The following is a 26705-nucleotide window of genomic DNA, read 5'->3' on the forward strand; positions in this document are numbered from 1 at the left end:
CATCAAAAATGACCGTACTGGCTGCCTCTGTCTTGCAGAGGCTAGCCTGCATCTGGCATCTTTATCTGCTCAGATCATCATCACTTAAAAGGATCCTTCATGAATTCAATTGATCGCCTGCTGGGCATTATGGAAACCCTGCGCGATCCGCAACGCGGCTGTCCGTGGGATCGCGAACAGACCTTTGCCAGCATTGCGCCTTATACCCTTGAAGAAACCTACGAAGTTCTGGACGCTATCCAGCGTCAGGACTTTGACGATCTGCGCGGTGAATTAGGCGATCTGCTGTTTCAGGTCGTGTTCTATGCCCAAATGGCCAACGAGCAAAAGCGTTTCAGTTTCGACGATATTTGCAACGCCATTAGCGATAAGCTGGTGCGCCGCCATCCGCATATTTTTGCCGACGCCAAAGCCGAAAACAGCGCGGAGGTATTGAAGAACTGGGAAGCTATCAAAACTTCAGAACGCGCCGGGAAGGCTCAGCACTCGGCGCTTGATGATATTCCCAAGGCCCTGCCTGCGTTGATGCGTGCGCACAAAATTCAGAAGCGTTGCCACAATGTCGGTTTCGACTGGACCTCCCTGGGACCGGTGGTCGATAAAGTGCATGAAGAACTCGATGAAGTGATGCACGAAGTACAGCAATCCGTTATTGATGAGCAAAAGTTAGAAGAAGAAATTGGCGATCTGCTGTTTGCGACGGTCAATTTATCGCGCCATTTGGGTAGCAAAGCCGAAATGGCATTGCAAAAAGCCAATGATAAATTTGAGCGACGCTTCCGTCAGGTAGAGGCTATTATTGCTGCACAAGGGTTAAGCATGCCGGGCGCTACGCTGGAGCAAATGGAAGCGGCCTGGCAACAGGTCAAAATTTTGGAAACAAGCTGATTATTCCACCGCTGTGCATAAAATCGCCGCTTAAGCTTACACGATTCAGCCTGGCGGCAACTTTGTGACATACATCAACCTTTCATCTTCCTCTATCCGCTATGTTAGCCGCAGCATTGCGTTGGAGAAGGGCAGTGATTCATCAATTGTGGCTGATAGCGGTTTCCAGTATACTGTTTTCCCGTCCTGGTTATTCCACCGTCTTTAAACCTAAACTCTCAGGTTCAGCATGACAACGAATTATATTTTTGTGACCGGCGGGGTTGTTTCCTCTCTGGGTAAAGGCATTGCCGCAGCCTCCCTCGCAGCCATTCTCGAAGCCCGTGGTCTGAACGTGACCATCATGAAGCTGGATCCGTATATCAACGTCGATCCAGGCACCATGAGTCCAACTCAGCACGGTGAAGTATTTGTTACGGATGACGGAGCCGAAACCGATCTGGATTTGGGCCACTACGAACGCTTCATTCGTACCCGTATGTCGCGTCGCAACAACTTCACGACTGGTCGAATCTATTCAGAAGTCCTACGCAAAGAGCGCCGTGGCGATTATCTGGGCGCGACGATTCAGGTCATTCCCCACATCACTAACGCTATCAAAGAACGCATTATTGAAGGTGGCGAAGGCCATGATGTCGTGCTGGTTGAAATCGGCGGTACTGTGGGTGACATCGAATCGCTGCCCTTCCTTGAGGCTATTCGCCAGATGGCGGTAGATGTGGGCCGCGAACATACCATGTATATGCACCTGACGCTGGTGCCTTACATGGCTGCGGCTGGCGAAGTGAAAACCAAGCCAACGCAACACTCCGTTAAAGAACTGCTTTCTATCGGTATCCAGCCAGACGTGCTGATCTGTCGTTCCGATCGCGCGGTGCCTGCCAACGAACGCGGCAAAATTGCGCTGTTCTGTAACGTGCCGGAAAAAGCGGTTATCTCACTGAAAGATGTCGATTCCATTTATAAAATTCCAGGCATGCTGAAATCGCAGGGCCTGGATGACTATATCTGCAAACGCTTCAACCTGAACGCACCAGAAGCCAATCTGGCCGAGTGGGAACAGGTGATTTACGAAGAAGCGAATCCAGGCGGCGAAGTCAATATTGGTATGGTTGGCAAATACGTTGAACTGCCGGATGCGTATAAATCCGTTATCGAAGCGTTGAAACATGGCGGCCTGAAAAATCGCGTCACCGTGAATATCAAACTGATTGACTCGCAGGATGTTGAATCGCGTGGTGTCGAAATTCTGAAAGATTTGGATGCTATCCTGATTCCCGGTGGCTTCGGTTACCGTGGCGTTGAAGGCAAGCTGATGACCGCGCAATATGCCCGTGAAAACAACGTGCCATACCTGGGTATCTGCCTTGGTATGCAGGTGGCATTGATGGAATTTGCGCGCAACGTGGCGGGTCTTGAAGGCGCCAACTCCACTGAATTTGTGCCAGACTGTAAATACCCGGTGGTTGCATTGATCACCGAATGGCGTGATGAAAACGGCAATGTTGAAGTGCGTACTGAGCAGAGCGATCTCGGCGGCACTATGCGCCTTGGCAGCCAGCAGTGTCAGTTAACGCCAGACAGCAAGGTTCGCCAGCTGTATGGTACTGATACCATTGTGGAGCGCCATCGCCATCGCTATGAAGTCAACAATATGCTGTTGAAGCCGATTGAGGCTGCAGGTTTGCGCATTGCGGGACGTTCTGGCGATGACCAACTGGTAGAGATCATTGAAATCCCCGATCACCCGTGGTTTGTGGCTTGTCAGTTCCACCCGGAATTCACGTCGACCCCACGCGATGGTCATCCACTGTTTGCCGGTTTTGTTAAGGCCGCGCATGAGTACCAGAAGCGTTTAGCGAAGTAAGTTTCACGAGCAGCGCGCGAACTTTTCGCGCGCTGTTTGTCTTAGGATTGACTAACTTGTACTGAGGAAAATCGTAATGTCCAAAATCGTAAAAGTCATCGGTCGCGAAATTATCGACTCACGTGGTAACCCGACTGTTGAAGCAGAAGTGCATCTGGAAGGCGGTTTCGTTGGTCTGGCAGCGGCGCCATCAGGTGCGTCTACCGGTTCACGCGAAGCACTGGAACTGCGTGACGGTGACAAATCTCGTTTCCTGGGCAAAGGCGTGACCAAAGCTGTTGCTGCGGTAAACGGTCCGATTGCTGACGCGGTAAAAGGCAAAGACGCGAAAGATCAGGCGAACATCGACAAAATCATGATCGACCTGGACGGTACGGATAATAAATCCAACTTTGGTGCAAACGCCATTCTGGCGGTTTCTCTGGCTGCGGCGAAAGCGGCTGCTGCGTCTAAAGGCCAGCCGCTGTATGAGCACATCGCTGAACTGAACGGCACGCCAGGCAAATATTCTATGCCGCTGCCAATGATGAATATCATCAATGGTGGTGAGCACGCCGATAACAACGTCGATATTCAGGAATTCATGATCCAACCGGTTGGCGCTTCAAACGTAAAAGAAGCTATCCGTATGGGTTCTGAAGTGTTCCACAACCTGGCGAAAGTGCTGAAAAGCAAAGGCATGAGCACCGCTGTGGGTGACGAAGGGGGCTACGCGCCAAACCTGGGTTCCAACGCCGAAGCGCTGGCTGTTATCGCCGAAGCGGTAAAAGCCGCCGGTTACGAGCTGGGTAAAGACATCACCCTGGCGATGGACTGTGCAGCCTCTGAATTCTATAAAGATGGCAAGTACGTCCTGGCGGGTGAAGGTGGCAAAGCGTTCACGTCCGAAGAATTCACCCACTTCCTGGAAGATCTGACCAAACAGTACCCCATCGTTTCTATCGAAGATGGCCTGGACGAGTCTGACTGGAACGGTTTCGCTTATCAGACCAAAGTGCTGGGTGACAAAATCCAGCTGGTAGGTGATGACCTGTTCGTGACTAACACCAAAATTCTGAAAGAAGGCATCGATAAAGGCATCGCAAACTCCATTCTGATCAAATTCAACCAGATCGGTTCTTTGACCGAAACGCTGGCTGCTATCAAAATGGCAAAAGATGCAGGCTACACTGCGGTGATTTCGCACCGTTCAGGTGAAACCGAAGATGCAACCATCGCTGACCTGGCGGTAGGTACAGCAGCGGGCCAGATCAAAACTGGCTCAATGAGCCGTTCTGACCGTGTTGCTAAATACAACCAGCTGATCCGTATTGAAGAAGCGCTGGGCTCAAAAGCGCCATTCAATGGTCTGAAAGAAGTTAAAGGCCAGTAATCGGTTGCGGATGCAGCGTAAAAGCTGCATCGCCTGATAATAAAGCCCCGCGAGTCTGCGGGGCTTTTGCTTTTTTAGCACCAGGCAGCTGTTGTTGTAAGGTATAAACCTGCCATAATCAGCGCCCTGATTTTTCCGAGCGAGTAAAAAATGTTCTACCCGATTAACGAAATGTTCCAGACGCTGCAGGGCGAAGGTTTTTATACCGGTGTGCCAGCCATCTTCATCCGTTTACAGGGATGCCCGGTGGGTTGCAGTTGGTGTGATACCCGGCATACCTGGGAAAAGCTGGCGGATCGGGAAACATCGCTCGGCGACATTCTGGTAAAAACCGTAGAAAGCGATGCCTGGGGTGATGCCGATGCTGCAACATTAATAAAAGCGATAGAGCAGCAGGGCTGGACGGCGCGCCATGTGGTTATCACCGGCGGCGAGCCCGCTATTTATGATTTGCGTCCGCTCACGGAAGCACTGGAAGCAGCCGGTTTTAATTGTCAGATTGAAACCAGTGGCACGCACGAGATCTATTGTTCTGCAAAAACCTGGGTAACGGTATCACCGAAGGTAAACATGCGTGGCGGTTATGATGTGCTGGCGCAGGCGCTAAGCCGGGCCGATGAGATCAAACATCCGGTAGCGCGTGAGCGCGATGTAGAAGCATTAGATGAATTACTGGCGGGCCTTCAGGACAGCAAATCACGCGTCATTGCATTACAGCCTATCAGCCGCAAAGAGACGGCGACCAGACTTTGCATTGACACCTGTATTGCCCGCAACTGGCGTTTATCGATGCAAACACATAAGTATCTGAATATTGCCTGATGTAAAAAGGGCGGCAATGCGCCGCCTTTGAATCTTACTGTTTTGCCTTCCAGGCGTCATACGCCTTTTTGATTTCAGTTTTCGCCGTTGCGGCATCCTGGAAACCGTTCAGCTCCACTTTCTTACGACCATCTGGCAACTGTTTATAGACGCGGAAAAAAGCCTCTAAACGCTGCACTTCCATCTTCGGCAGATCGCTTAACGATTTAATATCGTCATAAGTCGGATCGACTTTACTGGCGGGCACCGCGACGATTTTATCATCCTCTTCACCGCCATCGATCATTTTCAATACACCAATCGGACGCAGCTTGATCAATGTGCCAGGAGACATTGGCGCGCGGGTATAAAAGATCACGTCAAGCGGATCGTTATCGCCACCCAGCGACTGCGTCAGCGAACCATAATTAGCCGGATACGCGACCGGCATTGACTGAAAACGATCGGCAACAATAAAACCGGTTTTTGCGTCAGTTTCATATTTGATTATCCCACCCGCCGGAATTTCCGTGACGGCATAAAACTCTTCCGGCACGTTTTGGGGTTGTGGGAAAATAAGCACATTTTCCGCCTGAACGGCGGCAGAGGATGAAACAAGCAGAGCAATAACTGAAAGGTGTTTTACCAGGCCCATTGTTGATTCTCATGATCTTTAATGAAGGAGGTAATAACCTAGGGGGAGAAGATGACAGTGGGATGAACCAGAGCTTTTGCGTATAGCAAAATTTCAGGCAGCAGGTAACAGAGTTGCGAACGCGACGCCAGCCGCTGACCGGGTTGAGTGGCTACGGCAAGTGGCAGATGTGTCGGCAACAGGTTTGAACGCGGCTTAGCGGCGGCCCCAACGGGGCGAAACTCACCGAAGGGCCGAATAACCGGCCAGCGCACCCGCAGCCTGAAAGGCGAAATATATCAGCCGCGGTAAACGCAACCGGCGGTACAGGTCTCTTTGATCATGACTGCACTTAGCAGCGGCAAGCGGGGTTTCATCTGGTCCCAAATCCATTTTGCCAGCACTTCGCTGGTGGGATTTTCCAGCCCTGGGATCTCGTTGAGATAATAGTGATCGAGACGATTATAAACAGGTTTAAACGCTGCCTTCAGGTCGGCAAAATCCATCACCCAGCCGGTATAGGCATCCACCTCACCGGTGATTTCCAGACGAACCAGGAATGAATGGCCGTGTAAACGACCACATTTATGTCCTTCAGGCACATTCGGCAGATGATGAGCGGCTTCAAACTGGAATTCTTTAAATAACGTGGTAGACATAAGGGTTCTCAGACTTAAAAAACCGCTGAATTCTACCCGAAATGCAAATTTTTCGCACCCGATAAGCGTCAGCGCGCTTTTTTTATCATGCCTTCTGGCTTTCGTTCTGGTTAATTTCCTGATTAATAAACACTTTATTTACCACTTTTGACGATTTAGATGACCTGGAAAACCGCTTAGTCATTTTGGTTATTAAATATGTCGAAGCTTTATTTAATCGTTAATATACGGCCCGGTAACCTACTCACTCTTCCGCCATTTTACGGTCCGGACTTCTGATACTGGAATTTTTAACGCGATGACGACTCAGGCACCAGGTTCAATGCTCCCGCTCTCGCCGGAGCAACTCGCTCGCTTACAGGCGGCGACGACGGATTTTTCCACTACACAAATGGCGTGGCTCTCAGGTTATTTCTGGGGCATGGTCAACCAAACTCCCGACAGCGTGGCAGCAAGCGCGCCTGCACAGGCTGAGATTCCGGCCGTTACGCTGCTCTCTGCCTCACAGACCGGCAATGCTCGCCGCCTGGCGGAGCAGCTGCGTGATGACTTACTGGCAGCCAAACTGAACGTCAACCTGGTGAATGCCGGCGATTATAAATTCAAACAGATCGGCCAGGAAAAACTGCTGGTAGTGGTGACGTCTACGCAGGGCGAAGGCGAGCCGCCAGAAGAAGCGGTGGCGTTGCATAAATTCCTGATGTCGAAAAAAGCGCCAAAAATGGACGGAGCCGCTTTCGCGGTGTTTGGTCTTGGCGATACATCGTATGAATTTTTCAGTAAAGCGGGTAAAGATTTTGATGGTCGCCTGGCAGAACTGGGTGCCGAACGCTTGCTGGATCGCGTGGATGCTGACGTTGAATATGCCGATCAGGCCGCAGCCTGGCGCAGCGCGCTGACAGAGATACTGAAAAAGCGCATACCTACTGAGTCGGCAGCGCAAGCCGCGGTTACCGCAGCGGGTAGCGTAAATGAAGTGTTCAGCAGTCCGTATACCAAAGAAGCGCCACTCAGCGCCAGCTTTGCCGTGAATCAGAAAATCACCGGTCGCGATTCTGACAAAGACGTGCGCCACATTGAAATCGACTTAGGTGATTCTGGTCTGCGCTATCAGCCAGGCGATGCGCTTGGCGTATGGTATGAAAACGACGCGGAGCTGGTTAAGGAACTGCTTGAGCTGGTATGGCTGAAAGGTGATGAGCCGGTCGATATTAACGGACAAACCCTGCCACTGGCCGAAGCATTACAAAAGCACTTTGAACTGACGGTGAATACTGCACAGATCGTGGCGCAATACGCAACGCTGTCGCGCAACGAAGAGTTGCTGTCGCTGGTCGATGACAAAGCTAAGCTGCAGAAATATGCACAGTATTATCCCATTGTCGATATGGTGCGGCTGGCACCGGCTGAACTTACTGCTGAACAGCTGTGTGGTTTGCTGCGTCCATTAACGCCGCGTCTTTACTCCATTGCTTCTTCGCAGGCCGAAACCGACACTGAAGTACATATCACTGTGGGGGCGGTGCGTTTTGATATTGAAGATCGGCAACGCGGCGGTGGCGCATCCACCTGGCTTGCGGATCGCATTGAGGAAGATGGCGAAATTCGTGTGTTTATTGAGCACAACGATAACTTCCGTCTGCCGATTAACCCGGACGCCCCGGTCATCATGATCGGACCGGGTACGGGCATCGCACCGTTCCGCGCTTTTATGCAGCAGCGCGATAACGACGGCGCTGCCGGTAAAAACTGGCTGTTCTTCGGCAACCCACATTTCACTGAGGATTTCCTGTATCAGGTTGAGTGGCAAAAATACGTGAAGGATGGCTTGTTGACCCATATCGATTTGGCGTGGTCACGCGATCAGGCTGAGAAGATCTATGTACAAGATAAAATCCGTGCCAAAGGGGCGGAAGTGTGGCGCTGGATTGAAGAAGGCGCCCACCTTTACGTTTGCGGTGACGCGAATCGCATGGCAAAAGACGTCGAGCAGGCATTGCTGGATGTGGTGGTCGAACACGGCGGAATGGATCGTGAAACGGCTGACGAATTTTTAAGTGAACTGCGCATTGAGCGCCGTTATCAGCGAGACGTTTACTAATGAGCGAAAAACACCCTGGACCGCTGGTTGTCGAAGGCAAATTAGCGGACGCCGAGCGTCTGAAAAAACAGAGTAACTACCTGCGTGGCACTATCCTTGACGATCTCGATGATGGCCTGACGGGCGGTTTTACTGGCGACAATTTCCTGTTGATCCGTTTTCACGGCATGTATCAACAGGATGACCGTGACATTCGAGCCGAACGTGCCGGGCAGAAGCTGGAAGCGCGTCACGCGATGATGCTGCGTTGTCGTTTACCAGGCGGCATCATCACACCACATCAGTGGCTGGCGATTGATAAATTTGCGACCGATAAAACCCTTTACGGCAGCATTCGCCTGACTAACCGCCAGACTTTTCAGTTTCACGGCATCTTAAAGAAAAACGTAAAACCGTCACACCAGATGCTGCACGAAGTCGGCCTTGATGCGCTGGCAACGGCTAACGATGTGAACCGTAACGTGTTATGCACCTCAAACCCGATAGAATCGGAATTACATCAGGAAGCCTACGAGTGGGCGAAAAAACTTTCTGAGCACCTGCTGCCACGCACCCGCGCTTATGCGGAAATCTGGTGGGATCAGGAGAAAGTCGCCACCACTGATGAGGAGCCGATCCTTGGTGAAACTTATCTGCCGCGTAAGTTCAAAACTACCGTGGTGATCCCGCCGCATAACGATGTGGATCTCCATGCTAACGATCTGAACTTTATTGCCATCGCAGAGAAGGGCAAATTGATCGGTTTTAATCTGCTGGTTGGCGGCGGTTTGTCGATTGAACACAGTAACAAAGCGACCTATGCGCGTACCGCAAGCGAGTTTGGTTATCTGCCGGTAGAAAAGATCCTTGATGTGGCAGAAGCCGTGGTAACGACGCAGCGCGACTGGGGTAATCGCACCGATCGTAAAAACGCCAAAACCAAATACACGCTTGAACGTGTTGGCGTTGAGACGTTTAAAGCCGAAGTTGAGAAGCGTGCTGGTTTAACGTTTGAGCCGATTCGCCCTTATGAATTCACTACGCGTGGCGATCGTATTGGCTGGATCAAAGGCATCGACAATAAATGGCACCTGACGCTGTTTATTGAAAATGGTCGCTTGCTGGACTATCCGGGCCGTCCGCTGAAAAGCGGCATCGCCGAAATTGCCAAAATTCACCAGGGCGATTTCCGCCTGACCGCTAACCAGAATTTAATTGTGGCAGGCGTACCGGAAAGTGAAAAAGCCGCTATCGAGGCCATTGCGCGTAAGCATGGCTTAATGGAAAACATCACGCCGCAGCGTGAAAATTCCATGGCCTGTGTGGCGTTCCCAACGTGTCCGCTGGCCATGGCTGAAGCCGAGCGTTTCCTGCCATCCTTTGTAACTAAAGTTGAAGAGATCATGCACGGACACGGCGTTGGCGAAGAGCACATCGTGTTACGCGTTACCGGTTGTCCTAACGGTTGTGGTCGTGCCATGCTGGCTGAAATCGGTTTAGTCGGCAAAGCGCCAGGCCGTTATAACCTGCACATCGGCGGTAATCGCATAGGCACGCGTATTCCGCGCATGTATCGCGAAAACATTACCGAAAGCGAGATCCTTGCAAGCATCGATGACCTGGTCGGTCGTTGGGCGCAAGAGCGTCAGGGTGAAGAAGGTTTTGGCGACTTTGTTATCCGCGCTGGGATCGTAAAACCGGTAGTGGACCCCGCGCGTGATTTTTGGGATCAGGAGGTAAAATGAGCCAGTTAGACCTCGCAGCACTGAATGAAATGTCCCCGGTACAGCGCGCCATGGCGCTGGCCGCAACCAACGCACAGCTGGAGAAATCTTCTGCTGAAGAGCGCGTGAGTTGGGCGCTGGAGAATTTACCGGGCGTTTACGTGCTCTCCTCCAGTTTCGGTATTCAGGCGGCGGTGTCGCTGCACTTAGTGACGCGTCAGCAGCCAGATATTCCGGTGATCCTGACCGATACCGGCTATCTGTTTCCTGAAACCTACCGCTTTATCGATGAGCTGGCTGGCCAGCTCAATCTGAACCTGAAAGTGTTCCACGCGGAGACGTCACCTGCCTGGCAGGAGGCGCGTTACGGTAAGCTTTGGGAACAGGGCGTTGAAGGTATCGAAAAGTACAACGCAATCAATAAAGTGGAGCCGATGAATCGCGGGCTGGAAGCACTGGGCGCACAAACCTGGTTTGCCGGTTTGCGTCGCGATCAGTCTGGCAGTCGGGCGAATTTGCCCGTGCTAGGCGTACAGCGCGGCGTGTTTAAGGTGCTGCCAATCATTGACTGGGACAACCGTCAGATCCATCAGTACTTACAGGAAAATAACCTGAAATACCATCCGCTATGGGATGAAGGGTATCTTTCGGTCGGCGACACTCATACTACGCGTAAGTGGGAACCCGGCATGGCGGAAGAAGAGACGCGCTTCTTTGGCCTGAAGCGCGAATGCGGTCTGCACGAAGGCTAGTGAATAATAAGGGCGCCAGCTGGCGTCCTTATCATCAGACCTCTCTTAAGGCAGCAAACGCCTCGGCTGCACGCGTCACGTTCACTTTTGTTACCTCGTAATTTGCGACCGCCACAAACGGATCTTCTGCCAGAATCGTATCCAGACGATCACGATCAATATCCTTTACCAGCACCATGCCGCCAGTACGTGGATCCTTTCTTCCAGCCGCAATAAAAACACCGGCATCAAAATAACGATCCAGCCACTGAACATGCAGTTCCAGCAAGGCTTCGACTTCTTCTACAGGACGAGAGTAGCTCAGATAAACTACGTACATGTCAGATCCTCATACTTTGGGGTGAGTGAGCTCGCTGAGCAGCGGCAGCAATACTTTCACGCTTTCGCGGGTGCGCTGGGTAATGCGGCCCGCCAGCCAGCGATCCAGATAAGCGAGATTATCACGGTCAGTTTGATGGCGCGTGGTGCCGTCAGGAAAGTGGCGTGTGCGGCTACGCTGCTGCGCGCCATCCTGATTTCCAGACGCCCAGTTACTGGCGGTAACGTCCAGCAGCGGGAAGCCTGCTTTATCAAAGGCATTAATGCCAGGATAATCTTTGCGGTTCAGTTGGTGGCTTGCCGCCGGAATACCCAGTTCACGCGCCAGATACAATGCTCGCTCGCTGGTTTGCTTACGTACCGCGCGCGGTGTATTCAGGCCGCTATTAAAGTAAAGACGATCGCCGGTAATCAAGCTATTGAGATCAATGACCAGTAAAGTATTTTTCTTCTCTTTATCGCTCATGCGCGCCACATAATCATCCATGCCGTGCAGGTTCGCTTCACCTGCGCTCAGCGCGACAAAGCGCACGCCGTAGTGCAGCGGTTTTTCACTTAGCTTTTTCGCCAGCTCCAGCATGACACCTAAGCCGGAAGCGTTGTCATCGACGCCTTGCAGACGCAGGCCACCTATATTTTGATTTGCCTGACTACTGCTTTGCGGCATCCAGGTATCAAGTTGCGCGACGATGAGAATTTCCTGCGGCTCGCTACCGGCACGAGCGGCAATCACTGACGTTGCCGTAAGTTTATGCCAGCGTATTTTGCCATCACTCTCATGCCAGTCGTAACCGGTATTAAACTGACGGGTGTTAGTCTGAAAACCCAATGAGATAAATTGTTGTTGTAAGTAATCGGCGGCCATAAGTTCAGCCGGACTACCGCTCATACGGCCGGGAAAATAGGTAGCGATATGGCGTATTTGCTGTTCAGCAAACTGTCCTGGGGCGTCAGTCGCAGCCTGGGCAGGAAAAATACAGCTGCAACTGAGCAGCACCGCCAGCGCGGTCAGGCGGAGAGAGGCAAACATGCGGCGTTCCTTGTGGCTCATTCCGTAACAAAAATGTCGAAAAAAATTTCGCGCTTAGTATGAAACTGTGACCCTCATTACACAATTTGATTCGCTCCGAAAGGCTCGTAAGATCATCCGCTAAGCACATTTTGTTCTGAGCTTTCTTCGCCCGTTATTCCATTCGGGAACTACTCATTCCAATTCGTAATTTCATCTGGATAAACACCGGGACGTATAGTCGCGTTAACGCAAAGTTACAACGCTAAGGTTAACGTGGATTATTTGCCTCTTTTTGCCAGTCTCAAAGGCCGGCCAGTTTTGGTTGTCGGCGGTGGAGAAATTGCGGCGCGGAAAACAGAATTGCTACGTCGTGCAGGTGCGCGTGTGCAGATTGCTGCGCGCGAACTCTGTCCCGAGCTACAGTCGCTGCATGAGACGCAACAGCTGGAATGGCTGGCAACCACCTTTGATCCGGCTCAGCTCGACGGTGTGTTTCTGGTGATTGCGGCAACGGATGACAATGCGCTGAACGCGCAGGTATTTGAGACGGCTAACGCACGGCAGAAGCTGGTGAATGTGGTTGATGACCAGCCAAAATGCAGCTTTATTTTTCCTTCCATCGTGGATCGTTCACCGCTGGTGGTGGCGATCTCATCCAGCGGCACTGCGCCAGTGCTGGCGCGCATCTTACGTGAAAAACTTGAAGCGCTGCTGCCTGCCAATCTTGGCCAAATGGCAGAGGTGGCAGGTCTTTGGCGCGATAAAGTAAAACAGCGGTTTACCCGCATTGCCGATCGCCGTCGCTTTTGGGAGCGTGCATTTAATGGGTTGTTCGCCAGCCAGATGGCGGCGGGCAATGTAAATGAAGCGAAGCTGACGCTTGAATGTGAACTGAGCGATGAACCCCGTCGCCAGGGCGAAATTATTCTGGTGGGTGCAGGCCCTGGCGACAGTGGCTTGCTGACGTTACGTGGCCTGCAGGTCATGCAGCTGGCAGACGTAGTGCTCTACGACCATCTGGTCAGCGACGAAGTCCTGGATCTGGTGCGCCGCGATGCCGATCGCATCTGTGTGGGCAAACGCGCAGGCGCACATTCGGTGCCGCAGGAAGAGACAAATCACCTGTTGGTCAAACTGGCACGACAAGGCAAACGCGTGGTGCGCCTGAAAGGCGGTGACCCGTTTATTTTTGGTCGGGGCGGGGAAGAGCTACAGGCTGCACAGCAGGCGGGTATTCCTTTTCAGGTCGTACCCGGCGTTACCGCTGCAGCAGGCGCAACGGCCTATGCGGGCATTCCATTAACGCATCGCGATCATGCACAGAGCGTGCTGTTCATTACCGGCCATTGCCGTACTGATGGCGACGGCATTGACTGGTCATCACTGGCGCGTGCGCGCCAGACACTGGCGATTTACATGGGCACGGTGAAAGCGGCTGAAATTAGCGCAGGGCTGATTCAGCACGGACGCGCCGCGTCTACGCCAGTTGCGGTAATCAGCCGCGGTACGCGACAAGATCAACAGGTGTTGACCGGCACCTTAGAACAGCTTGAGGCGCTGGCGGCATCAGCGCCGACTCCGGCACTGTTAGTGATTGGAGAAGTGGTCAATTTGCACGGGCAGCTCGCCTGGTTTCAACATTCAGCACAGCAGGGGACTCGCGAGTCCGCCGTTGTCAATCTGGCTTGAGGGAAAAACTATGGACCAAAAAAGGCTCACTCATCTGCGTCAGTTAGAGGCAGAGAGTATCCATATCATTCGCGAAGTCGCGGCGGAGTTCAGCAATCCGGTGATGATGTATTCCATCGGTAAAGACTCATCGGTGATGCTGCATCTGGCGCGTAAAGCGTTTTATCCGGGTACGCTGCCGTTTCCGCTGCTGCATGTGGATACCGGCTGGAAATTCCAGGAAATGTATGCGTTCCGCGATCGCACCGTGAAAGCGATGGGCGCCGAGTTGCTGGTTCATCGTAACCCGGAAGGCGTAGCGATGGGCATTAACCCGTTTGTACACGGTAGCGCGAAGCACACCGACATCATGAAAACCGAGGGCCTGAAGCAGGCGCTGAATAAATACGGTTTTGATGCAGCTTTTGGTGGCGCACGTCGTGATGAAGAAAAGTCACGCGCGAAAGAGCGTATTTACTCGTTCCGCGATCGTTTCCATCGCTGGGATCCAAAAAATCAGCGCCCTGAGCTGTGGCATAACTACAACGGTCAAATTAACAAAGGCGAAAGCATACGTGTGTTCCCGCTGTCGAACTGGACTGAGCTGGACATCTGGCAGTATATCTTCCTGGAAAATATCGAGATCGTTCCGTTATATCTCGCTGCGCCGCGTCCGGTACTGGAGCGTGATGGCATGTTGATGATGGTGGATGATGATCGCATCGATCTGCAGCCCGGCGAAGTGATCAAGCAGCGTATGGTGCGTTTCCGTACCCTTGGCTGCTGGCCTCTGACCGGCGCTGTAGAGTCAGATGCGCAAACGCTGCCGGAAATCATCGAAGAGATGCTGGTTTCTACTACCAGCGAGCGTCAGGGCCGCGTGATCGACCGCGACCAGTCCGGTTCGATGGAACTGAAAAAACGTCAGGGTTATTTCTAAGGAGACGCCAGATGAATACTGTTATTGCACAACAAATTGCCGATCAGGGCGGCGTTGAAGCCTGGCTGACCGCACAACAACATAAAAGCCTGCTGCGTTTCCTGACCTGCGGTAGCGTTGATGATGGCAAAAGTACGCTGATTGGGCGTTTGCTGCATGACACACGCCAGATTTATGAGGACCAGCTCTCCTCGCTGCACAACGACAGCAAACGTCACGGCACCCAGGGTGAGAAACTCGACCTGGCGCTGCTGGTGGATGGTCTGCAAGCCGAGCGCGAACAGGGCATTACTATTGACGTCGCGTATCGCTATTTCTCCACCGAGAAGCGTAAGTTTATCATTGCCGACACGCCGGGACATGAACAGTACACGCGTAATATGGCGACTGGCGCGTCAACCTGTGATTTAGCGATTTTGCTGATCGACGCGCGCAAAGGTGTGCTGGATCAAACTCGCCGTCACAGCTTTATTTCTACCCTGCTGGGTATCAAACATCTGATCGTAGCGATCAATAAAATGGACCTGGTGGCGTACAAGCAGGACGTTTTCGAGCAGATCAAACAGGATTATCTCGATTTTGCTGAGCAGTTGCCGCAAGACCTGGATATCCGTTTTGTACCGATGTCGGCGCTGGAAGGGGATAATGTGGCTTCGGCAAGCCAGACGATGCCCTGGTACAGCGGTCCGACGCTGCTGGACGTGCTGGAAACCGTTGAACTGAACCGCGTCGTTGATCATCAGCCCATGCGTTTCCCGGTGCAGTACGTAAACCGTCCGAATCTCGATTTTCGCGGCTACGCGGGAACGCTGGCGTCTGGCAGCGTGAAAGTCGGACAGCGCGTTAAGGTATTGCCGTCTGGCGTGGAATCGTCCATTGCGCGCATCGTGACGTTTGATGGCGATTTGCCAGCGGCTGGCGCTGGAGAAGCCATCACGTTGGTGCTGGAAAATGAAATCGATATTAGCCGTGGCGATTTACTGGTGGATGCCAGCGCCAGCCTGAGCGCAGTACAAGCCGCCACGCTGGACGTGGTGTGGATGGCCGAGCAGCCGTTGCAGGCGGGTCAAAGCTACGACATCAAAATTGCCGGTAAAAAAGCGCGTGGCCGGGTTGAAAAGGTTCTCCATCAGGTTGAAATCAACTCGCTGGAGAAGCGCAGCGTCGATAACTTACCGCTGAACGGCATAGGTCGGGTTGAGATCACGTTTGATGAGCCGATGGTGTTAGATCCGTATCAGCAGAACCCGGTGACGGGAGGCATGATCTTTATTGATCGCCTGAGCAACGTTACCGTGGGCGCGGGCATGATTAATGAACCGCTACTGGATACGACGCAATCTACCGGTGAATTCAGCGCGTTTGAGCTGGAACTGAATGCGCTGGTGCGTCGTCACTTTCCTCACTGGAACGCTCGCGATCTGCTGGGTGGCAAATAATGGCGCAACACGATGATAACGTGGTGTGGCACGATCATCCGGTAACGCGTGAAGCGCGCGAACAGCAGCACGGCCACCAGGGCGTGGTGCTGTGGTTTACCGGGCTGTCCGGCTCGGGTAAATCTACCGTAGCGGGTGCGCTTGAGCAGGCGCTGCATCGCCTGGGCGTCAGCAGCTATTTACTGGATGGCGATAATGTGCGTCATGGCTTATGCCGTGATCTTGGCTTCAGCGATGATGATCGCAAGGAAAACATTCGTCGGGTTGGCGAAGTGGCGAAACTGATGGTCGATGCCGGGTTAGTGGTGCTCACCGCTTTTATTTCGCCGCATCGTGCCGAACGGCAAATGGTGCGTGATTTACTGGACGAAGGCCAGTTCGTTGAGGTGTTTGTCGATACGCCTTTGGCCGTTTGCGAGGCGCGCGATCCGAAAGGATTGTATAAAAAAGCCCGCGCCGGTGAATTACGCAATTTCACAGGGATTGATAGCGTGTATGAAGCGCCAGAGCAGCCGGAAATCCAGCTGGATGGCGAACAATTGGTTACAAAACTGACTGCCCAATTGTTAGACCTGCTGCGCCACCGCGATATTATCAGATCCTGAATAGACAGCGGCAAATCGATATGGGTTTGCCGTCTTCGGTCACCAGGATTTCTATGCAGAATATTACCCCTATGCTGGCACGCAAAGATGAACGGCCCCAGGATGAGCCTCGCTCGTCGCTGCCGGGCGCTATTATTGGTTTTCTTTCTTACTGGTGTGCACTGGCGATCCCTTTCCTACTGTATGGCTCTAATACGCTGTTCTTCTTTCTTTATACCTGGCCATTTTTCCTCGCACTGTTACCGGTGTCGGTGATCGTGGGCATTGCGCTGAGCATGCTGTTGCGTGGGCAACTGTTGTGGACCACGCTGATTACCCTTATTTCCGTCATTTGCCTGTTCTGGCTGCTGTTCTCTTTTCTCTCCGGCTGGTGAGCCCGCTGATGTGCAAACGCATCGGCAGGTTACAAAACTTTACCTGCTAAGTTCCTCCTGATTTGGTCACTCATACAGCAAAACAAGGCATTTTCGCTGCTGGTGTGGAGTCCTGTGCAAAGTTGTGGGATGATTGAGCCGTTTTTAGGGGGCGGGATGGGAAAACTGACGTTACTGCTATTGGTGCTGCTTGGCTGGCTGCAATACTCATTGTGGCTGGGGAAAAATGGCATCCATGATTATACGCGCGTGAATGATGACGTTGCGGTTCAACAGGCGAATAACGCCAAACTTAAATCGCGTAACGATCAGCTGTTCGCCGAAATTGACGATCTCAATGGCGGTTCAGAAGCGATCGAGGAACGCGCACGTAGTGAACTGGGCATGATTAAGCCTGGTGAAACCTTCTATCGGCTGGTACCTGACCAGAACAAACGTAACGCGCAAGCTGCGCAAAACCAACAACGATAAAACATGAACAATCTGTCCTCTCTGGATGTGATTGCCGTGGTGCCGGCGGCCGGTATCGGCAGCCGCATGCAGGCGAGCTGTCCTAAACAGTACCTGAAAATTGGTCAGCACACCCTTCTGGAACACAGCGTCGCACGCCTGTTTTCCCATCCTGCTATCAAGCAGGTCATCATTGCGCTCAGCCCCGATGATCAACATTTTTCCACCTTGCCGCTGGCAAGCGATCGGCGTGTATTACGCGTGATCGGTGGTGAGACACGGGCTGAGTCGGTGCTGGCAGGATTAGACGCGGCGCGAAGCGCAAGCTGGGTGCTGGTGCATGACGCGGCACGCCCCTGTCTGCATCTGGAAGATTTATCGCGCTTGTTGCAGGTTCGTGAACAAAGTCACGTTGGTGGCATTCTGGCTGCGCCGGTGCGCGATACCATGAAACGTGGCGAACCGGGTAAAGCGGCAATTGCACACACGGTTGAACGTGACGATCTCTGGCATGCCTTAACGCCACAATATTTTCCTCACGCGCTGCTGACCGCCTGCCTGACGCGGGCGTTAAATGAAGGTATCAACATTACTGATGAAGCCTCGGCGCTGGAACATTGTGGCTATCATCCGCTCCTGGTCAGCGGGCGCAGTGATAATATCAAAGTAACCCGGCCAGAAGATTTGGCCCTGGCGGCTTTTTACCTTAGTCAGATTCAATTAAAGGAGAGCGCATAATGCGTATCGGTCACGGTTTTGACGTTCACGCCTTCGGGGGCGTTGGTCCTCTGGTGATTGGTGGCGTGCGAATCCCATTTGAGCAGGGTTTTATTGCCCATTCCGATGGCGACGTAGCGCTGCATGCGCTAACCGACGCGCTGTTGGGGGCGGTGGCGATGGGTGACATCGGCAAACTGTTCCCTGATACCGATCCGGCATTTAAAGGGGCAGACAGCCGCGGTTTGCTGCGTGAAGCCTGGCGGCGTATTGCCGCAAAAGGTTACCGTATCGGTAACGTTGATGTGACGATTATCGCTCAGGCACCGAAAATGCTGCCGCACGTTCCGCAAATGCGCGTGAATATCGCTGAAGATCTCGGTTGCCATATGGATGAGGTGAACGTCAAAGCGACCACGACGGAAAAACTTGGCTTTACCGGACGCGGTGAGGGTATCGCCTGCGAAGCGGTGGCGCTGCTGCTGAAAGTGGAATCCGCATGATATTGCATCATCTGCATGGCGCGCCGACTGCAACAGGCGTGATCAAGGCCAACCCGGAAGATTTCGTGGTGGTAGAAGATCTTGGCTATGACGCAGACGGCGAAGGCGAACATTTGCTGGTACGCATCCGCAAAACGGGGGCGAATACCCGCTTTGTTGCCGAGGCGCTGGCGAAATATCTCGGGGTCCATGTTCGCGATCTGAGCTATGCGGGGATGAAAGATCGGCTCGCCGTCACCGAGCAAACTCTGTGTTTCCGTCTGCCAGGGAACGCAATGCCCGATCTATGCGGCTTCGCGCTGGAAGGGGTGGAAATTCTTGCAGCGATGCGCCACAAGCGTAAGCTGCGTATCGGTGCGCTGGCGGGCAATGCGTTTCGCCTGGTTATTCGACAAATCAGTCAGCGCGATGCGGTTGAGCAGCGCTTAGCCGCCATTCGCGATGCTGGCGTGCCAAACTATTTTGGCGAGCAGCGTTTTGGTCACAACGGCAATAACCTGAAGATGGCGCAACAATGGGCGCGCGATGACATTCGCCTGCGCGATCGGCATAAGCGCAGCCTGATCCTGTCTGCGGCGCGCAGTGCGCTGTTTAATCAGGTCACCAGCGCGCGATTGCAGCAGCACGGCGGATTAACGCAGGTATTAAATGGCGATGCGTTGCAATTGGCCGGGCGCGGTAGTTGGTTTGTGGTTCAGGCTGAGGAACGGGAAGCGTCGCAAAAGCGCGTTGATCAGCATGAGCTGCGTATTACTGCACCTTTGCCGGGACGCGGCGAAGCCGGTCCGCAGGCGGAGGCGCTGGCATTTGAACAACATACGCTGGCCGATTCAGCAGAGCTACTCGCCTTGCTCGACCGTGAGCGTGTGGATGCTGCACGCCGTGCCATGCTGGCCGTGCCGCGCGATCTGCGTTGGACCTGGCGGGATGACGCGACGCTGGAAATGCAGTTCTGGCTACCAGCAGGAAGTTTTGCCACCAGTGTGGTGCGTGAACTGGTTAACAATGCAGACGGTAACGCCAGCGTAGACGAATAGGCCGGTCAGGTGAGGGAACCTTTCCCGGAGGTCAGCCTGCCCCGGTTTTATCTCAAACAGCTTTAAGCCCGGCAGCTTTAAGTTTGTCGTAACATTGCACATTCATCGTTTAATGTTACGGCAAACGTCTCTAATGGGAATATTTACGCCTACCACTTCGCATCACCCGCCGCTAGAATGCAAAGACCCCCGTATGGGCTTGACAGATCTTTTTAGCTTGTCTGCCTGCGGAGGCTTGATTGAATTGAAAAAGGTCAGGGTAAAATGCGGATACTCCTCAGCAACGATGACGGAATTCATGCGCCAGGCATTCAAATACTTGCCAGGGCGTTACGGGAATTTGCCGACGTTCAGGTAGTCGCCCCCGATCGTAATCGCAGTGGGGCCTCGAACTCTCTCACGCTGGAAACGCCGTTGCGCACTTTTACCCATGATAATGGCGACATTGTCGTGCAAATGGGCACGCCGACTGACTGTGTGTTTCTTGGCGTGAATGCACTGATGCAGCCACGGCCTGAAATTGTAGTTTCGGGCATCAATGCGGGTCCTAATCTTGGCGATGACGTGATCTATTCCGGCACCGTCGCGGCGGCAATGGAAGGGCGACATCTGGGTTTGCCAGCGCTGGCAGTTTCGCTGGATGGGCATCTGCACTATAAAACTGCTGCGGCGGTCACCTGCGTCTTTCTGAAAGCATTAACGCGAGAGCCGCTGCGTACTGGCCGGATCCTCAATATTAATGTCCCTGATTTGCCTTTTGATCAGATAAAAGGCATTCGCGTAACGCGCTGTGGCAGTCGTCATCCGGCAGATCAGGTTATCCCTCAACAAGATCCACGCGGTAATACGTTGTACTGGATCGGGCCGCCAGGGCAGAAGCTGGATGCCGGTCCGGATACCGATTTTGCCGCTGTCGATCAGGGCTACGTTTCTGTTACCGCGTTGCATGTCGATCTTACCGCGCACGGCGCGCAGAACGTTCTTTCCGACTGGCTGGTTAACGCTGAGGTAAATCTGGCATGGTGAACCGGCGCATCGAAACGTTGCTGGCACAACTGCGTCAGCAGGGCATTGACGATGAAATCCTGTTAAAGGCCATCGCTGATGTGCCGCGTGAGCGTTTCATTGACGAGGCGTTTGAACATAAAGCCTGGGATAACGTGGCCTTGCCGATTGGCTCAGGCCAGACCATTTCCCAACCCTATATGGTGGCGCGCATGACGGCGCTACTTGAGCTACAGCCGCATTCGCGCGTGCTGGAAATTGGCACGGGTTCCGGTTATCAAACTGCGATCCTTGCTCATCTTGTCGATCATGTTTATTCGGTCGAGCGCATCAAAGGGTTGCAATGGCAGGCCAAGCGTCGCCTGAAGCAACTCGATCTGCATAATGTTTCAACGCGCCACGGTGATGGCTGGCAGGGTTGGCCCGCCCGCGGTCCTTTTGATGCCATCATCGTAACCGCTGCTCCCCCAGAAATTCCGATTGCGCTGATGGCGCAACTGGCAGATGACGGCATTATGGTACTTCCGGTCGGCGAAGATCAGCAGGTACTGAAACGCCTGCGTCGTAAAGGAGAAGAGTTTGTAGAAGAGATTATTGAACCGGTCCGATTCGTACCTTTAGTGCAGGGCGATTTGGCTTAACACGTCGGCTTCGTATTTCTTCACAACTGTTTCATAGCACCACGTACTTGATATTGTTACTATCCTTTTTCATCAATGAAAAAGCAGATTTTAACGCGCCGTACAGAGTATTGTGCTGGCGAGTACAGTGAGACAGGTACATCAGGGTTGCCATCACGGGGGATCAATGAGCACGGGAAGCACTATTTTTCAATTACGCCGTTTGGCGGCACTTTCATTGGTAAGTTTTTGGCTGGCGGGCTGTAGCTCAGGCGAGGACTCTCAGGCGCCTATCAGTCGTATCGGTGATGGCGGTGGCTTGAGCGCGGCTTCGGGTAACGCAAACGCAACTTCCAGTGGCGTTCCCTCTATGCCGTCTCAGGGCGGAATGGTAAGCAGTAATGTATCTTCGTCCCAAAGCAATGGTGGAATGATTAGCGCAGATAACGATGTACAAACGCAAAATGGGCGTATTGTGTACAATCGAAGTTATCAGAATATTCCGAAAGGTAGTTATTCCGGTGAGACTTATACCGTTAAGCGCGGCGATACACTTTTTTATATTGCCTGGATCACCGGTAACGATTTCCGCGATTTAGCGCAGCGTAACAACGTCGCAGCGCCGTATAGCTTGAATGTCGGGCAGACTTTGCAGGTAGGTAACGGATCAGGACAACCAATCACTGGTGGTAATGCGATTACCGTTGCCGATGCAACACAGGGCGGCGTCCCAACCTCACCACAAATTAAATCTACCCCTGTTGCACAGCAACCTGTTATTACGTATTCTGATGATTCGGGTCATTCGAGCGGCAGCAAACTTCTGCCATCGAAGGGAGCAAATGTTGCAACGACAACAGCTCCTGCCGTTACCGCACCACCCACGGTCAGCAGTACGACCAATAGTTCAACGCCGGTGGGAAGCTGGCGTTGGCCGACCGATGGGAAGATCATCGATAACTTCTCTGCCGCAGAAGGTGGCAATAAAGGTATCGATATCGCCGGATCGCGCGGACAATCTATCGTAGCCACCGCATCGGGAAGGGTGGTTTACGCGGGTAACGCACTCCGGGGTTACGGTAATTTAATCATCATCAAACATAATGATGATTACCTGAGTGCCTACGCCCACAACGATACAATGCTGGTCCGGGAACAACAGGAAGTTAAGGCGGGGCAAAAAATCGCTACCATGGGTAGCACCGGTACCAGTTCAGTAAGATTACATTTTGAAATTCGTTACAAGGGGAAATCCGTAAACCCGTTGCGTTATTTACCGCAGCGATAATCCGGCAGAACCGATGGTGTTCTGCCTTGGAATCACGGGTAGGAGCCGCTTATGAGCCAGAATACGCTGAAAGTAAACGAGTTACATGAGAATGCGGAATTCGAGGAGAACGGAGCTGAGATTTTTGATGAGAAGGTTCTCGTTGAAAACGAACCTGGTGATAACGACGTAGCGGAAGAAGAGTTGTTGTCACAAGGTGCGACGCAACGCGTTTTGGATGCGACGCAGCTCTATCTTGGGGAGATTGGCTATTCTCCTTTATTAACGGCGGAAGAAGAAGTTTTCTTCGCACGCCGTGCATTACGAGGTGACATTCCTTCTCGTCGCCGCATGGTTGAAAGTAACTTACGCCTGGTGGTGAAGATTGCCCGTCGTTATAGCAATCGTGGCCTGGCTTTGCTGGACCTGATTGAAGAAGGTAATCTTGGCTTGATTCGCGCTGTAGAGAAGTTTGACCCAGAACGTGGGTTCCGTTTCTCAACTTACGCCACCTGGTGGATTCGTCAGACCATTGAACGGGCAATCATGAACCAAACCCGTACTATTCGTCTGCCGATTCACATTGTTAAAGAACTGAACGTTTACCTGCGCACCGCGCGTGAACTTTCACACAAGCTTGATCATGAGCCAAGTGCGGAAGAAATCGCGGAGCAACTGGATAAACCGGTTGATGACGTAAGCCGTATGTTACGTCTCAACGAACGCATTACATCAGTTGATACGCCTTTAGGCGGCGATTCTGAAAAAGCGCTGCTGGATATTCTGGCCGATGAAAAAGACAACGGCCCGGAAGATACTACTCAGGATGACGATATGAAGCAAAGTATCGTTAAATGGTTGTTCGAACTGAACGCCAAGCAGCGTGAAGTATTAGCTCGTCGTTTTGGCCTGCTGGGCTATGAAGCGGCAACGCTTGAAGATGTTGGCCGTGAAATCGGTTTAACCCGCGAGCGTGTGCGTCAGATTCAGGTTGAAGGTTTACGTCGTCTGCGTGAAATCCTGCAAACGCAGGGCCTCAACATTGAAGCACTGTTCCGCGAATAATTAATCTGTTGTGATGCGAAAAGCGGTGGTGAAAACCACCGTTTTTTTATTTGGTCGATTCAGACTGAAACAGTAGATTAAGCGATGCCGATACGGCGAACCTGTTAAGCAGATGGCGTTACCTGTCCCACCACACCGACCGTTTTTGCTGAAAAAATAGCCATTTCTTTTTTACCTGTCAGCAGTTGTGCAGCGAACCCCTTCAATATAGATAAACGCTGATTGATAGTGAGGCTACAGCCTTCTCTCACGGTGATCAGCCATACGCCGAATGCGTCTGGATAGAGCAAAACGGCCCAGGGAAAAGCTAACGCAAATAATCCCGCACATAAGCATGCCTATGCGCGGAAAAATTTATACCAGCGACTTCAGGCGATAGATCCAGTCGAGTGCCTGACGTGGTGTCAGCGTATCAGGATCAAGCGCTTCCAGTGCTTCCACTGCCGGTGATGTTTCTTCCACTAATAAGGGCAGTTGTGAACCATCCACCTTTGATGAAGTAGCATGAGTTGACACCGTTTCCAGCTCTTTCAGCTTATTGCGCGCACGCTTAATCACTTCTTTTGGCACACCCGCCAGCGCGGCGACGGCAAGCCCATAACTTTTGCTGGCAGCCCCTTCCTGCACACTGTGCATAAAGGCGATGGTATCGCCATGCTCTACGGCATCCAGATGCACATTTACCACACCCTCCATTTTTTCTGGCAGCGTGGTCAGCTCAAAATAATGAGTCGCAAACAGCGTCATGGCTTTGATGCGATTTGCCAAATTTTCCGCGCAGGCCCAGGCAAGCGACAGCCCATCATACGTTGAGGTGCCGCGCCCAATCTCATCCATTAGCACTAAACTGTTTTCAGTGGCGTTGTGTAGAATATTTGCCGTTTCGGTCATTTCAACCATAAACGTCGATCGACCTGATGCCAGATCGTCTGCGGCACCCACGCGCGTAAAAATACGATCTAATGGGCCAATTAATGTTTCTTCTGCCGGTACAAAACTGCCAATCCAGGCCATAAGCGCAATAAGTGCCGCCTGACGCATATAAGTACTTTTACCGCCCATATTGGGTCCGGTAATAATCAGCATGCGGCGCTGAGGCGCCAGGGATAGCGGGTTAGCGATAAAAGGCTCTTTTAATACCTGCTCAACCACAGGATGGCGCCCACCGGTGATTTTGATCCCCGGCTTATCCTGTAACGTTGGGCGACAATAGTTTAGTGTCCATGCGCGTTCAGCTAAATTACTTAGTACGTCCAGTTCGGCTAACGCCGATGCGCTGAGCTGTAGCGCTTCCAGATGCGGTAATAACTGATCGAACAAAGCCTCATACAAACTCTTTTCCAGCGCCAGCGCTTTGCCTTTTGAAGTGAGTACCTTATCTTCATACTCTTTCAATTCAGGAATAATATAGCGCTCAGCATTTTTTAACGTTTGGCGACGCACATAGTGCATTGGCACCTGGTGGCTCTGTCCACGGCTGACCTGGATATAGTAGCCATGCACGGCATTAAAACCGACTTTAAGCGTATCCAGACCCAATTTTTCACGCTCACGGATCTCTAGCTTATCAAGGTAATCCGTCGCACCGTCGGCCAACGCGCGCCATTCGTCCAGTTCAGCGTTATAACCCGGCGCAATAACGCCGCCATCACGAATCAGTACTGGCGGTGATTCAATCACGGCTTGCTCAAGCAGCGCACGCAACTCAGCGAATTCACCCATCTGTTTGCGCAATTGATTAAGTTGTACAGCCTGGACGTCAGCCAAAAGAACGTTAATTTCAGGCAATTGCTGAAATGCATGACGCATACGCGCCAGATCACGCGGGCGTGCGGTGCGTAAAGCCAGGCGGGCCAGAATTCGTTCTAAATCACCCACCTGCCGCAATACGGGTTGCAGTGATTCAGAAAGAGTCTGCAATTCGGTGATGGATTCCTGCCGCTGGTTAATAATGCGCGTATCGCGCAGTGGCATATGTAGCCAGCGCTTAAGCATGCGGCTACCCATCGGCGTGACGGTTTTATCTAATACGGCCGCTAAGGTGTTTTCTGTGCCGCCTGCTAAATTTTGCGTAATCTCGAGGTTACGGCGTGTCGCCGCATCCATGATGATACTGTCTTGTTGGCGTTCCATGCTGAGCGAACGAATATGGGGCAGGGTAGTGCGTTGGGTATCTTTCACGTACTGCAATAAACAGCCTGCAGCGCGTAAGCCCAGATGAGCCTGTTCAACACCAAAGCCAGTGAGATCGCGGGTGCCGAATTGCAAATTTAGCTGCTGGCGGGCAGTATCAATTTCAAATTCCCACAGAGGACGACGACGTAAACCACGGCGTTGTTCAATCAGCGACATTGCCTGAAAATCTTCTGGGTAAAGCAACTCTGCGGGATTGGTGCGCTGTAGCTCAGCCGCCATGGTTTCCAGATCGGCGGGTTCGCTTAAACGGAAGCGTCCAGAGCTAATATCCAGCGTGGCGTAACCATAACCGCGTGCAGTTTGCACAATCGCCGCCAGTAAATTATCGTGACGTTCTTGCAGCAAAGCTTCATCACTAATGGTGCCAGGCGTCACAATACGCACCACTTTGCGTTCAACCGGACCTTTACTTAGCGCGGGATCGCCAGTCTGTTCGCAAATAGCGACAGATTCGCCTAACTGCACCAGTTTGGCTAAATAGCTTTCAACTGCATGATAAGGCACGCCAGCCATAGGAATGGGCTCACCTGCTGACGCGCCACGTTTGGTTAATGAGATTTCCAGTAATTGCGAAGCCCGTTTCGCATCGTCATAGAACAGTTCATAGAAATCGCCCATGCGATAAAACAACAAAATATCGGGATGTTCAGCCTTGAGGCGTAGATATTGCTGCATCATTGGCGTGTGGGCTTCAATGCCATTTTCTTCTTTA

Annotated in this window: 26 protein-coding genes; 20 read left to right on the top strand and 6 right to left on the bottom strand. The window is 52.5% G+C overall.

The genetic code is table 11. The features are described from left to right. The first annotated feature begins 99 nt into the window (after positions 1–99). From mazG to queE, 4 genes are all read left to right on the top strand, one after another. A complete protein-coding gene (gene mazG, locus QRY16_RS03785) occupies positions 100–888 on the top strand; it encodes a nucleoside triphosphate pyrophosphohydrolase (RefSeq protein ID WP_289775699.1) in 789 nt (262 codons plus the stop codon). Between the two features lie 229 nt (positions 889–1117). Then, a complete protein-coding gene (gene pyrG / locus QRY16_RS03790) occupies positions 1118–2755 on the top strand; it encodes a glutamine hydrolyzing CTP synthase (RefSeq protein ID WP_193405908.1) in 1638 nt (545 codons plus the stop codon). Between the two features lie 76 nt (positions 2756–2831). Continuing rightward, a complete protein-coding gene (gene eno / locus QRY16_RS03795; RefSeq protein WP_289775700.1) occupies positions 2832–4127 on the top strand; it encodes a phosphopyruvate hydratase in 1296 nt (431 codons plus the stop codon). A gap of 150 nt (positions 4128–4277) precedes the next feature. Further along, positions 4278–4949 carry a 7-carboxy-7-deazaguanine synthase QueE gene (gene queE / locus QRY16_RS03800; RefSeq protein WP_289775701.1) on the top strand — a complete coding sequence of 224 codons (672 nt, stop codon included), beginning with the start codon at positions 4278–4280 and terminating at the stop codon, positions 4947–4949. A 34-nt stretch (positions 4950–4983) separates the two neighbouring features. On the opposite strand, the gene QRY16_RS03805 is transcribed toward queE, so the two are convergent. From QRY16_RS03805 to queD, 3 genes are read right to left on the bottom strand one after another with little or no spacing between them, the layout of a single operon-like run. After that, on the bottom strand, positions 4984–5583 hold the full coding sequence (locus QRY16_RS03805; RefSeq protein ID WP_289775702.1) for an inorganic diphosphatase: 600 nt from the start codon (positions 5581–5583) through the stop codon (positions 4984–4986). Positions 5584–5621: 38 nt separating this feature from the next. Continuing rightward, on the bottom strand, positions 5622–5837 hold the full coding sequence (locus QRY16_RS03810; protein ID WP_289775703.1) for a hypothetical protein: 216 nt from the start codon (positions 5835–5837) through the stop codon (positions 5622–5624). Between the two features lie 24 nt (positions 5838–5861). Continuing rightward, on the bottom strand, positions 5862–6221 hold the full coding sequence (gene queD, locus QRY16_RS03815; RefSeq protein WP_193405905.1) for a 6-carboxytetrahydropterin synthase QueD: 360 nt from the start codon (positions 6219–6221) through the stop codon (positions 5862–5864). Between the two features lie 298 nt (positions 6222–6519). Between queD and cysJ the strand changes: the two genes are divergently transcribed. The 3 genes from cysJ to cysH are packed head-to-tail and all read left to right on the top strand — an operon-like array spanning position 6520 to position 10777. Next, complete coding sequence (gene cysJ / locus QRY16_RS03820; RefSeq protein ID WP_289775704.1) at positions 6520–8322, top strand: NADPH-dependent assimilatory sulfite reductase flavoprotein subunit; 1803 nt, start codon at positions 6520–6522, stop codon at positions 8320–8322. Then, entirely contained in the window at positions 8322–10046 is a 1725-nt protein-coding gene (gene cysI, locus QRY16_RS03825; RefSeq protein WP_289775705.1) for an assimilatory sulfite reductase (NADPH) hemoprotein subunit, read from the top strand. Before cysJ ends, cysI begins: the two co-directional genes overlap by 1 nt. Further along, on the top strand, positions 10043–10777 hold the full coding sequence (cysH, locus tag QRY16_RS03830) for a phosphoadenosine phosphosulfate reductase (protein ID WP_289775706.1): 735 nt from the start codon (positions 10043–10045) through the stop codon (positions 10775–10777). The genes cysI and cysH overlap by 4 nt, the downstream gene beginning before the upstream one ends. A gap of 34 nt (positions 10778–10811) precedes the next feature. Here the strand turns inward: cysH and QRY16_RS03835 are convergent, their stop codons facing one another. Next, a complete protein-coding gene (locus tag QRY16_RS03835; RefSeq protein ID WP_289775707.1) occupies positions 10812–11096 on the bottom strand; it encodes a YciI family protein in 285 nt (94 codons plus the stop codon). 9 nt (positions 11097–11105) lie between these two features. Then, positions 11106–12125, bottom strand: coding sequence for an aminopeptidase (locus tag QRY16_RS03840; RefSeq protein ID WP_289775708.1), 1020 nt, complete (start codon positions 12123–12125; stop codon positions 11106–11108). 255 nt (positions 12126–12380) lie between these two features. Here QRY16_RS03840 and cysG point away from each other — a divergent pair, with 255 nt between their 5' ends. From cysG to rpoS, 13 genes are all read left to right on the top strand, one after another. Next, a complete protein-coding gene (gene cysG, locus QRY16_RS03845) occupies positions 12381–13796 on the top strand; it encodes a siroheme synthase CysG (protein WP_289775709.1) in 1416 nt (471 codons plus the stop codon). A gap of 10 nt (positions 13797–13806) precedes the next feature. Continuing rightward, positions 13807–14715 (top strand): sulfate adenylyltransferase subunit CysD, encoded by a 909-nt coding sequence (cysD, locus tag QRY16_RS03850; protein ID WP_289775710.1) that lies wholly within the window; start codon positions 13807–13809, stop codon positions 14713–14715. A gap of 11 nt (positions 14716–14726) precedes the next feature. Then, positions 14727–16154, top strand: a complete 1428-nt coding sequence (gene cysN / locus QRY16_RS03855; RefSeq protein WP_289775711.1) for a sulfate adenylyltransferase subunit CysN — start codon at positions 14727–14729, stop codon at positions 16152–16154. Beyond that, positions 16154–16759 carry an adenylyl-sulfate kinase gene (gene cysC / locus QRY16_RS03860; RefSeq protein WP_289775712.1) on the top strand — a complete coding sequence of 202 codons (606 nt, stop codon included), beginning with the start codon at positions 16154–16156 and terminating at the stop codon, positions 16757–16759. Before cysN ends, cysC begins: the two co-directional genes overlap by 1 nt. A 53-nt stretch (positions 16760–16812) precedes the next feature. Then, complete coding sequence (locus QRY16_RS03865; protein WP_193405898.1) at positions 16813–17133, top strand: DUF3561 family protein; 321 nt, start codon at positions 16813–16815, stop codon at positions 17131–17133. A 156-nt stretch (positions 17134–17289) separates the two neighbouring features. Then, positions 17290–17604, top strand: a complete 315-nt coding sequence (ftsB, locus tag QRY16_RS03870; protein ID WP_193406020.1) for a cell division protein FtsB — start codon at positions 17290–17292, stop codon at positions 17602–17604. Between the two features lie 3 nt (positions 17605–17607). Beyond that, the gene (gene ispD / locus QRY16_RS03875; protein ID WP_193405897.1) at positions 17608–18321 is read left to right on the top strand and encodes a 2-C-methyl-D-erythritol 4-phosphate cytidylyltransferase; all 714 of its coding nucleotides are present in this window, start codon (positions 17608–17610) and stop codon (positions 18319–18321) included. Continuing rightward, positions 18321–18803, top strand: coding sequence for a 2-C-methyl-D-erythritol 2,4-cyclodiphosphate synthase (ispF, locus tag QRY16_RS03880; protein WP_289775713.1), 483 nt, complete (start codon positions 18321–18323; stop codon positions 18801–18803). The genes ispD and ispF overlap by 1 nt, the downstream gene beginning before the upstream one ends. After that, on the top strand, positions 18800–19840 hold the full coding sequence (truD, locus tag QRY16_RS03885; RefSeq protein WP_289775714.1) for a tRNA pseudouridine(13) synthase TruD: 1041 nt from the start codon (positions 18800–18802) through the stop codon (positions 19838–19840). Before ispF ends, truD begins: the two co-directional genes overlap by 4 nt. Positions 19841–20104: 264 nt before the next feature. Continuing rightward, positions 20105–20866 carry a 5'/3'-nucleotidase SurE gene (surE, locus tag QRY16_RS03890; protein ID WP_289775715.1) on the top strand — a complete coding sequence of 254 codons (762 nt, stop codon included), beginning with the start codon at positions 20105–20107 and terminating at the stop codon, positions 20864–20866. After that, positions 20860–21486, top strand: a complete 627-nt coding sequence (locus tag QRY16_RS03895) for a protein-L-isoaspartate(D-aspartate) O-methyltransferase (protein ID WP_193405893.1) — start codon at positions 20860–20862, stop codon at positions 21484–21486. The genes surE and QRY16_RS03895 overlap by 7 nt, the downstream gene beginning before the upstream one ends. 166 nt (positions 21487–21652) lie before the next feature. Next, positions 21653–22753, top strand: a complete 1101-nt coding sequence (nlpD, locus tag QRY16_RS03900; RefSeq protein WP_193405892.1) for a murein hydrolase activator NlpD — start codon at positions 21653–21655, stop codon at positions 22751–22753. Positions 22754–22804: 51 nt separating this feature from the next. Then, positions 22805–23797 (top strand): RNA polymerase sigma factor RpoS, encoded by a 993-nt coding sequence (gene rpoS / locus QRY16_RS03905; protein WP_289775716.1) that lies wholly within the window; start codon positions 22805–22807, stop codon positions 23795–23797. 354 nt (positions 23798–24151) lie between these two features. Here the strand turns inward: rpoS and mutS are convergent, their stop codons facing one another. Beyond that, complete coding sequence (gene mutS / locus QRY16_RS03910) at positions 24152–26671, bottom strand: DNA mismatch repair protein MutS (RefSeq protein WP_289775753.1); 2520 nt, start codon at positions 26669–26671, stop codon at positions 24152–24154. Between the last annotated feature and the right edge of the window lie 34 nt (positions 26672–26705).

This window comes from Mixta mediterraneensis (assembly GCF_030283135.1).
Taxonomy (GTDB): Bacteria; Pseudomonadota; Gammaproteobacteria; order Enterobacterales; family Enterobacteriaceae; genus Pantoea; species Pantoea mediterraneensis.

Excerpts from the sequence above, each read along its gene's own strand:
- mazG (WP_289775699.1), top strand. The coding sequence starts at position 100 with ATGAATTCAATTGATCGCCTGCTGGGCATTATGGAAACCCTGCGCGAT.
- pyrG (WP_193405908.1), top strand. The coding sequence starts at position 1,118 with ATGACAACGAATTATATTTTTGTGACCGGCGGGGTTGTTTCCTCTCTG.
- eno (WP_289775700.1), top strand. The coding sequence starts at position 2,832 with ATGTCCAAAATCGTAAAAGTCATCGGTCGCGAAATTATCGACTCACGT.
- queE (WP_289775701.1), top strand. The coding sequence starts at position 4,278 with ATGTTCTACCCGATTAACGAAATGTTCCAGACGCTGCAGGGCGAAGGT.
- QRY16_RS03805 (WP_289775702.1), bottom strand. The coding sequence starts at position 5,583 with ATGGGCCTGGTAAAACACCTTTCAGTTATTGCTCTGCTTGTTTCATCC.
- queD (WP_193405905.1), bottom strand. The coding sequence starts at position 6,221 with ATGTCTACCACGTTATTTAAAGAATTCCAGTTTGAAGCCGCTCATCAT.
- cysJ (WP_289775704.1), top strand. The coding sequence starts at position 6,520 with ATGACGACTCAGGCACCAGGTTCAATGCTCCCGCTCTCGCCGGAGCAA.
- cysI (WP_289775705.1), top strand. The coding sequence starts at position 8,322 with ATGAGCGAAAAACACCCTGGACCGCTGGTTGTCGAAGGCAAATTAGCG.
- cysH (WP_289775706.1), top strand. The coding sequence starts at position 10,043 with ATGAGCCAGTTAGACCTCGCAGCACTGAATGAAATGTCCCCGGTACAG.
- QRY16_RS03835 (WP_289775707.1), bottom strand. The coding sequence starts at position 11,096 with ATGTACGTAGTTTATCTGAGCTACTCTCGTCCTGTAGAAGAAGTCGAA.
- QRY16_RS03840 (WP_289775708.1), bottom strand. The coding sequence starts at position 12,125 with ATGTTTGCCTCTCTCCGCCTGACCGCGCTGGCGGTGCTGCTCAGTTGC.
- cysD (WP_289775710.1), top strand. The coding sequence starts at position 13,807 with ATGGACCAAAAAAGGCTCACTCATCTGCGTCAGTTAGAGGCAGAGAGT.
- cysN (WP_289775711.1), top strand. The coding sequence starts at position 14,727 with ATGAATACTGTTATTGCACAACAAATTGCCGATCAGGGCGGCGTTGAA.
- cysC (WP_289775712.1), top strand. The coding sequence starts at position 16,154 with ATGGCGCAACACGATGATAACGTGGTGTGGCACGATCATCCGGTAACG.
- QRY16_RS03865 (WP_193405898.1), top strand. The coding sequence starts at position 16,813 with ATGCAGAATATTACCCCTATGCTGGCACGCAAAGATGAACGGCCCCAG.
- ftsB (WP_193406020.1), top strand. The coding sequence starts at position 17,290 with ATGGGAAAACTGACGTTACTGCTATTGGTGCTGCTTGGCTGGCTGCAA.
- ispD (WP_193405897.1), top strand. The coding sequence starts at position 17,608 with ATGAACAATCTGTCCTCTCTGGATGTGATTGCCGTGGTGCCGGCGGCC.
- ispF (WP_289775713.1), top strand. The coding sequence starts at position 18,321 with ATGCGTATCGGTCACGGTTTTGACGTTCACGCCTTCGGGGGCGTTGGT.
- truD (WP_289775714.1), top strand. The coding sequence starts at position 18,800 with ATGATATTGCATCATCTGCATGGCGCGCCGACTGCAACAGGCGTGATC.
- surE (WP_289775715.1), top strand. The coding sequence starts at position 20,105 with ATGCGGATACTCCTCAGCAACGATGACGGAATTCATGCGCCAGGCATT.
- QRY16_RS03895 (WP_193405893.1), top strand. The coding sequence starts at position 20,860 with ATGGTGAACCGGCGCATCGAAACGTTGCTGGCACAACTGCGTCAGCAG.
- nlpD (WP_193405892.1), top strand. The coding sequence starts at position 21,653 with ATGAGCACGGGAAGCACTATTTTTCAATTACGCCGTTTGGCGGCACTT.
- rpoS (WP_289775716.1), top strand. The coding sequence starts at position 22,805 with ATGAGCCAGAATACGCTGAAAGTAAACGAGTTACATGAGAATGCGGAA.
- mutS (WP_289775753.1), bottom strand. The coding sequence starts at position 26,671 with ATGATGCAGCAATATCTACGCCTCAAGGCTGAACATCCCGATATTTTG.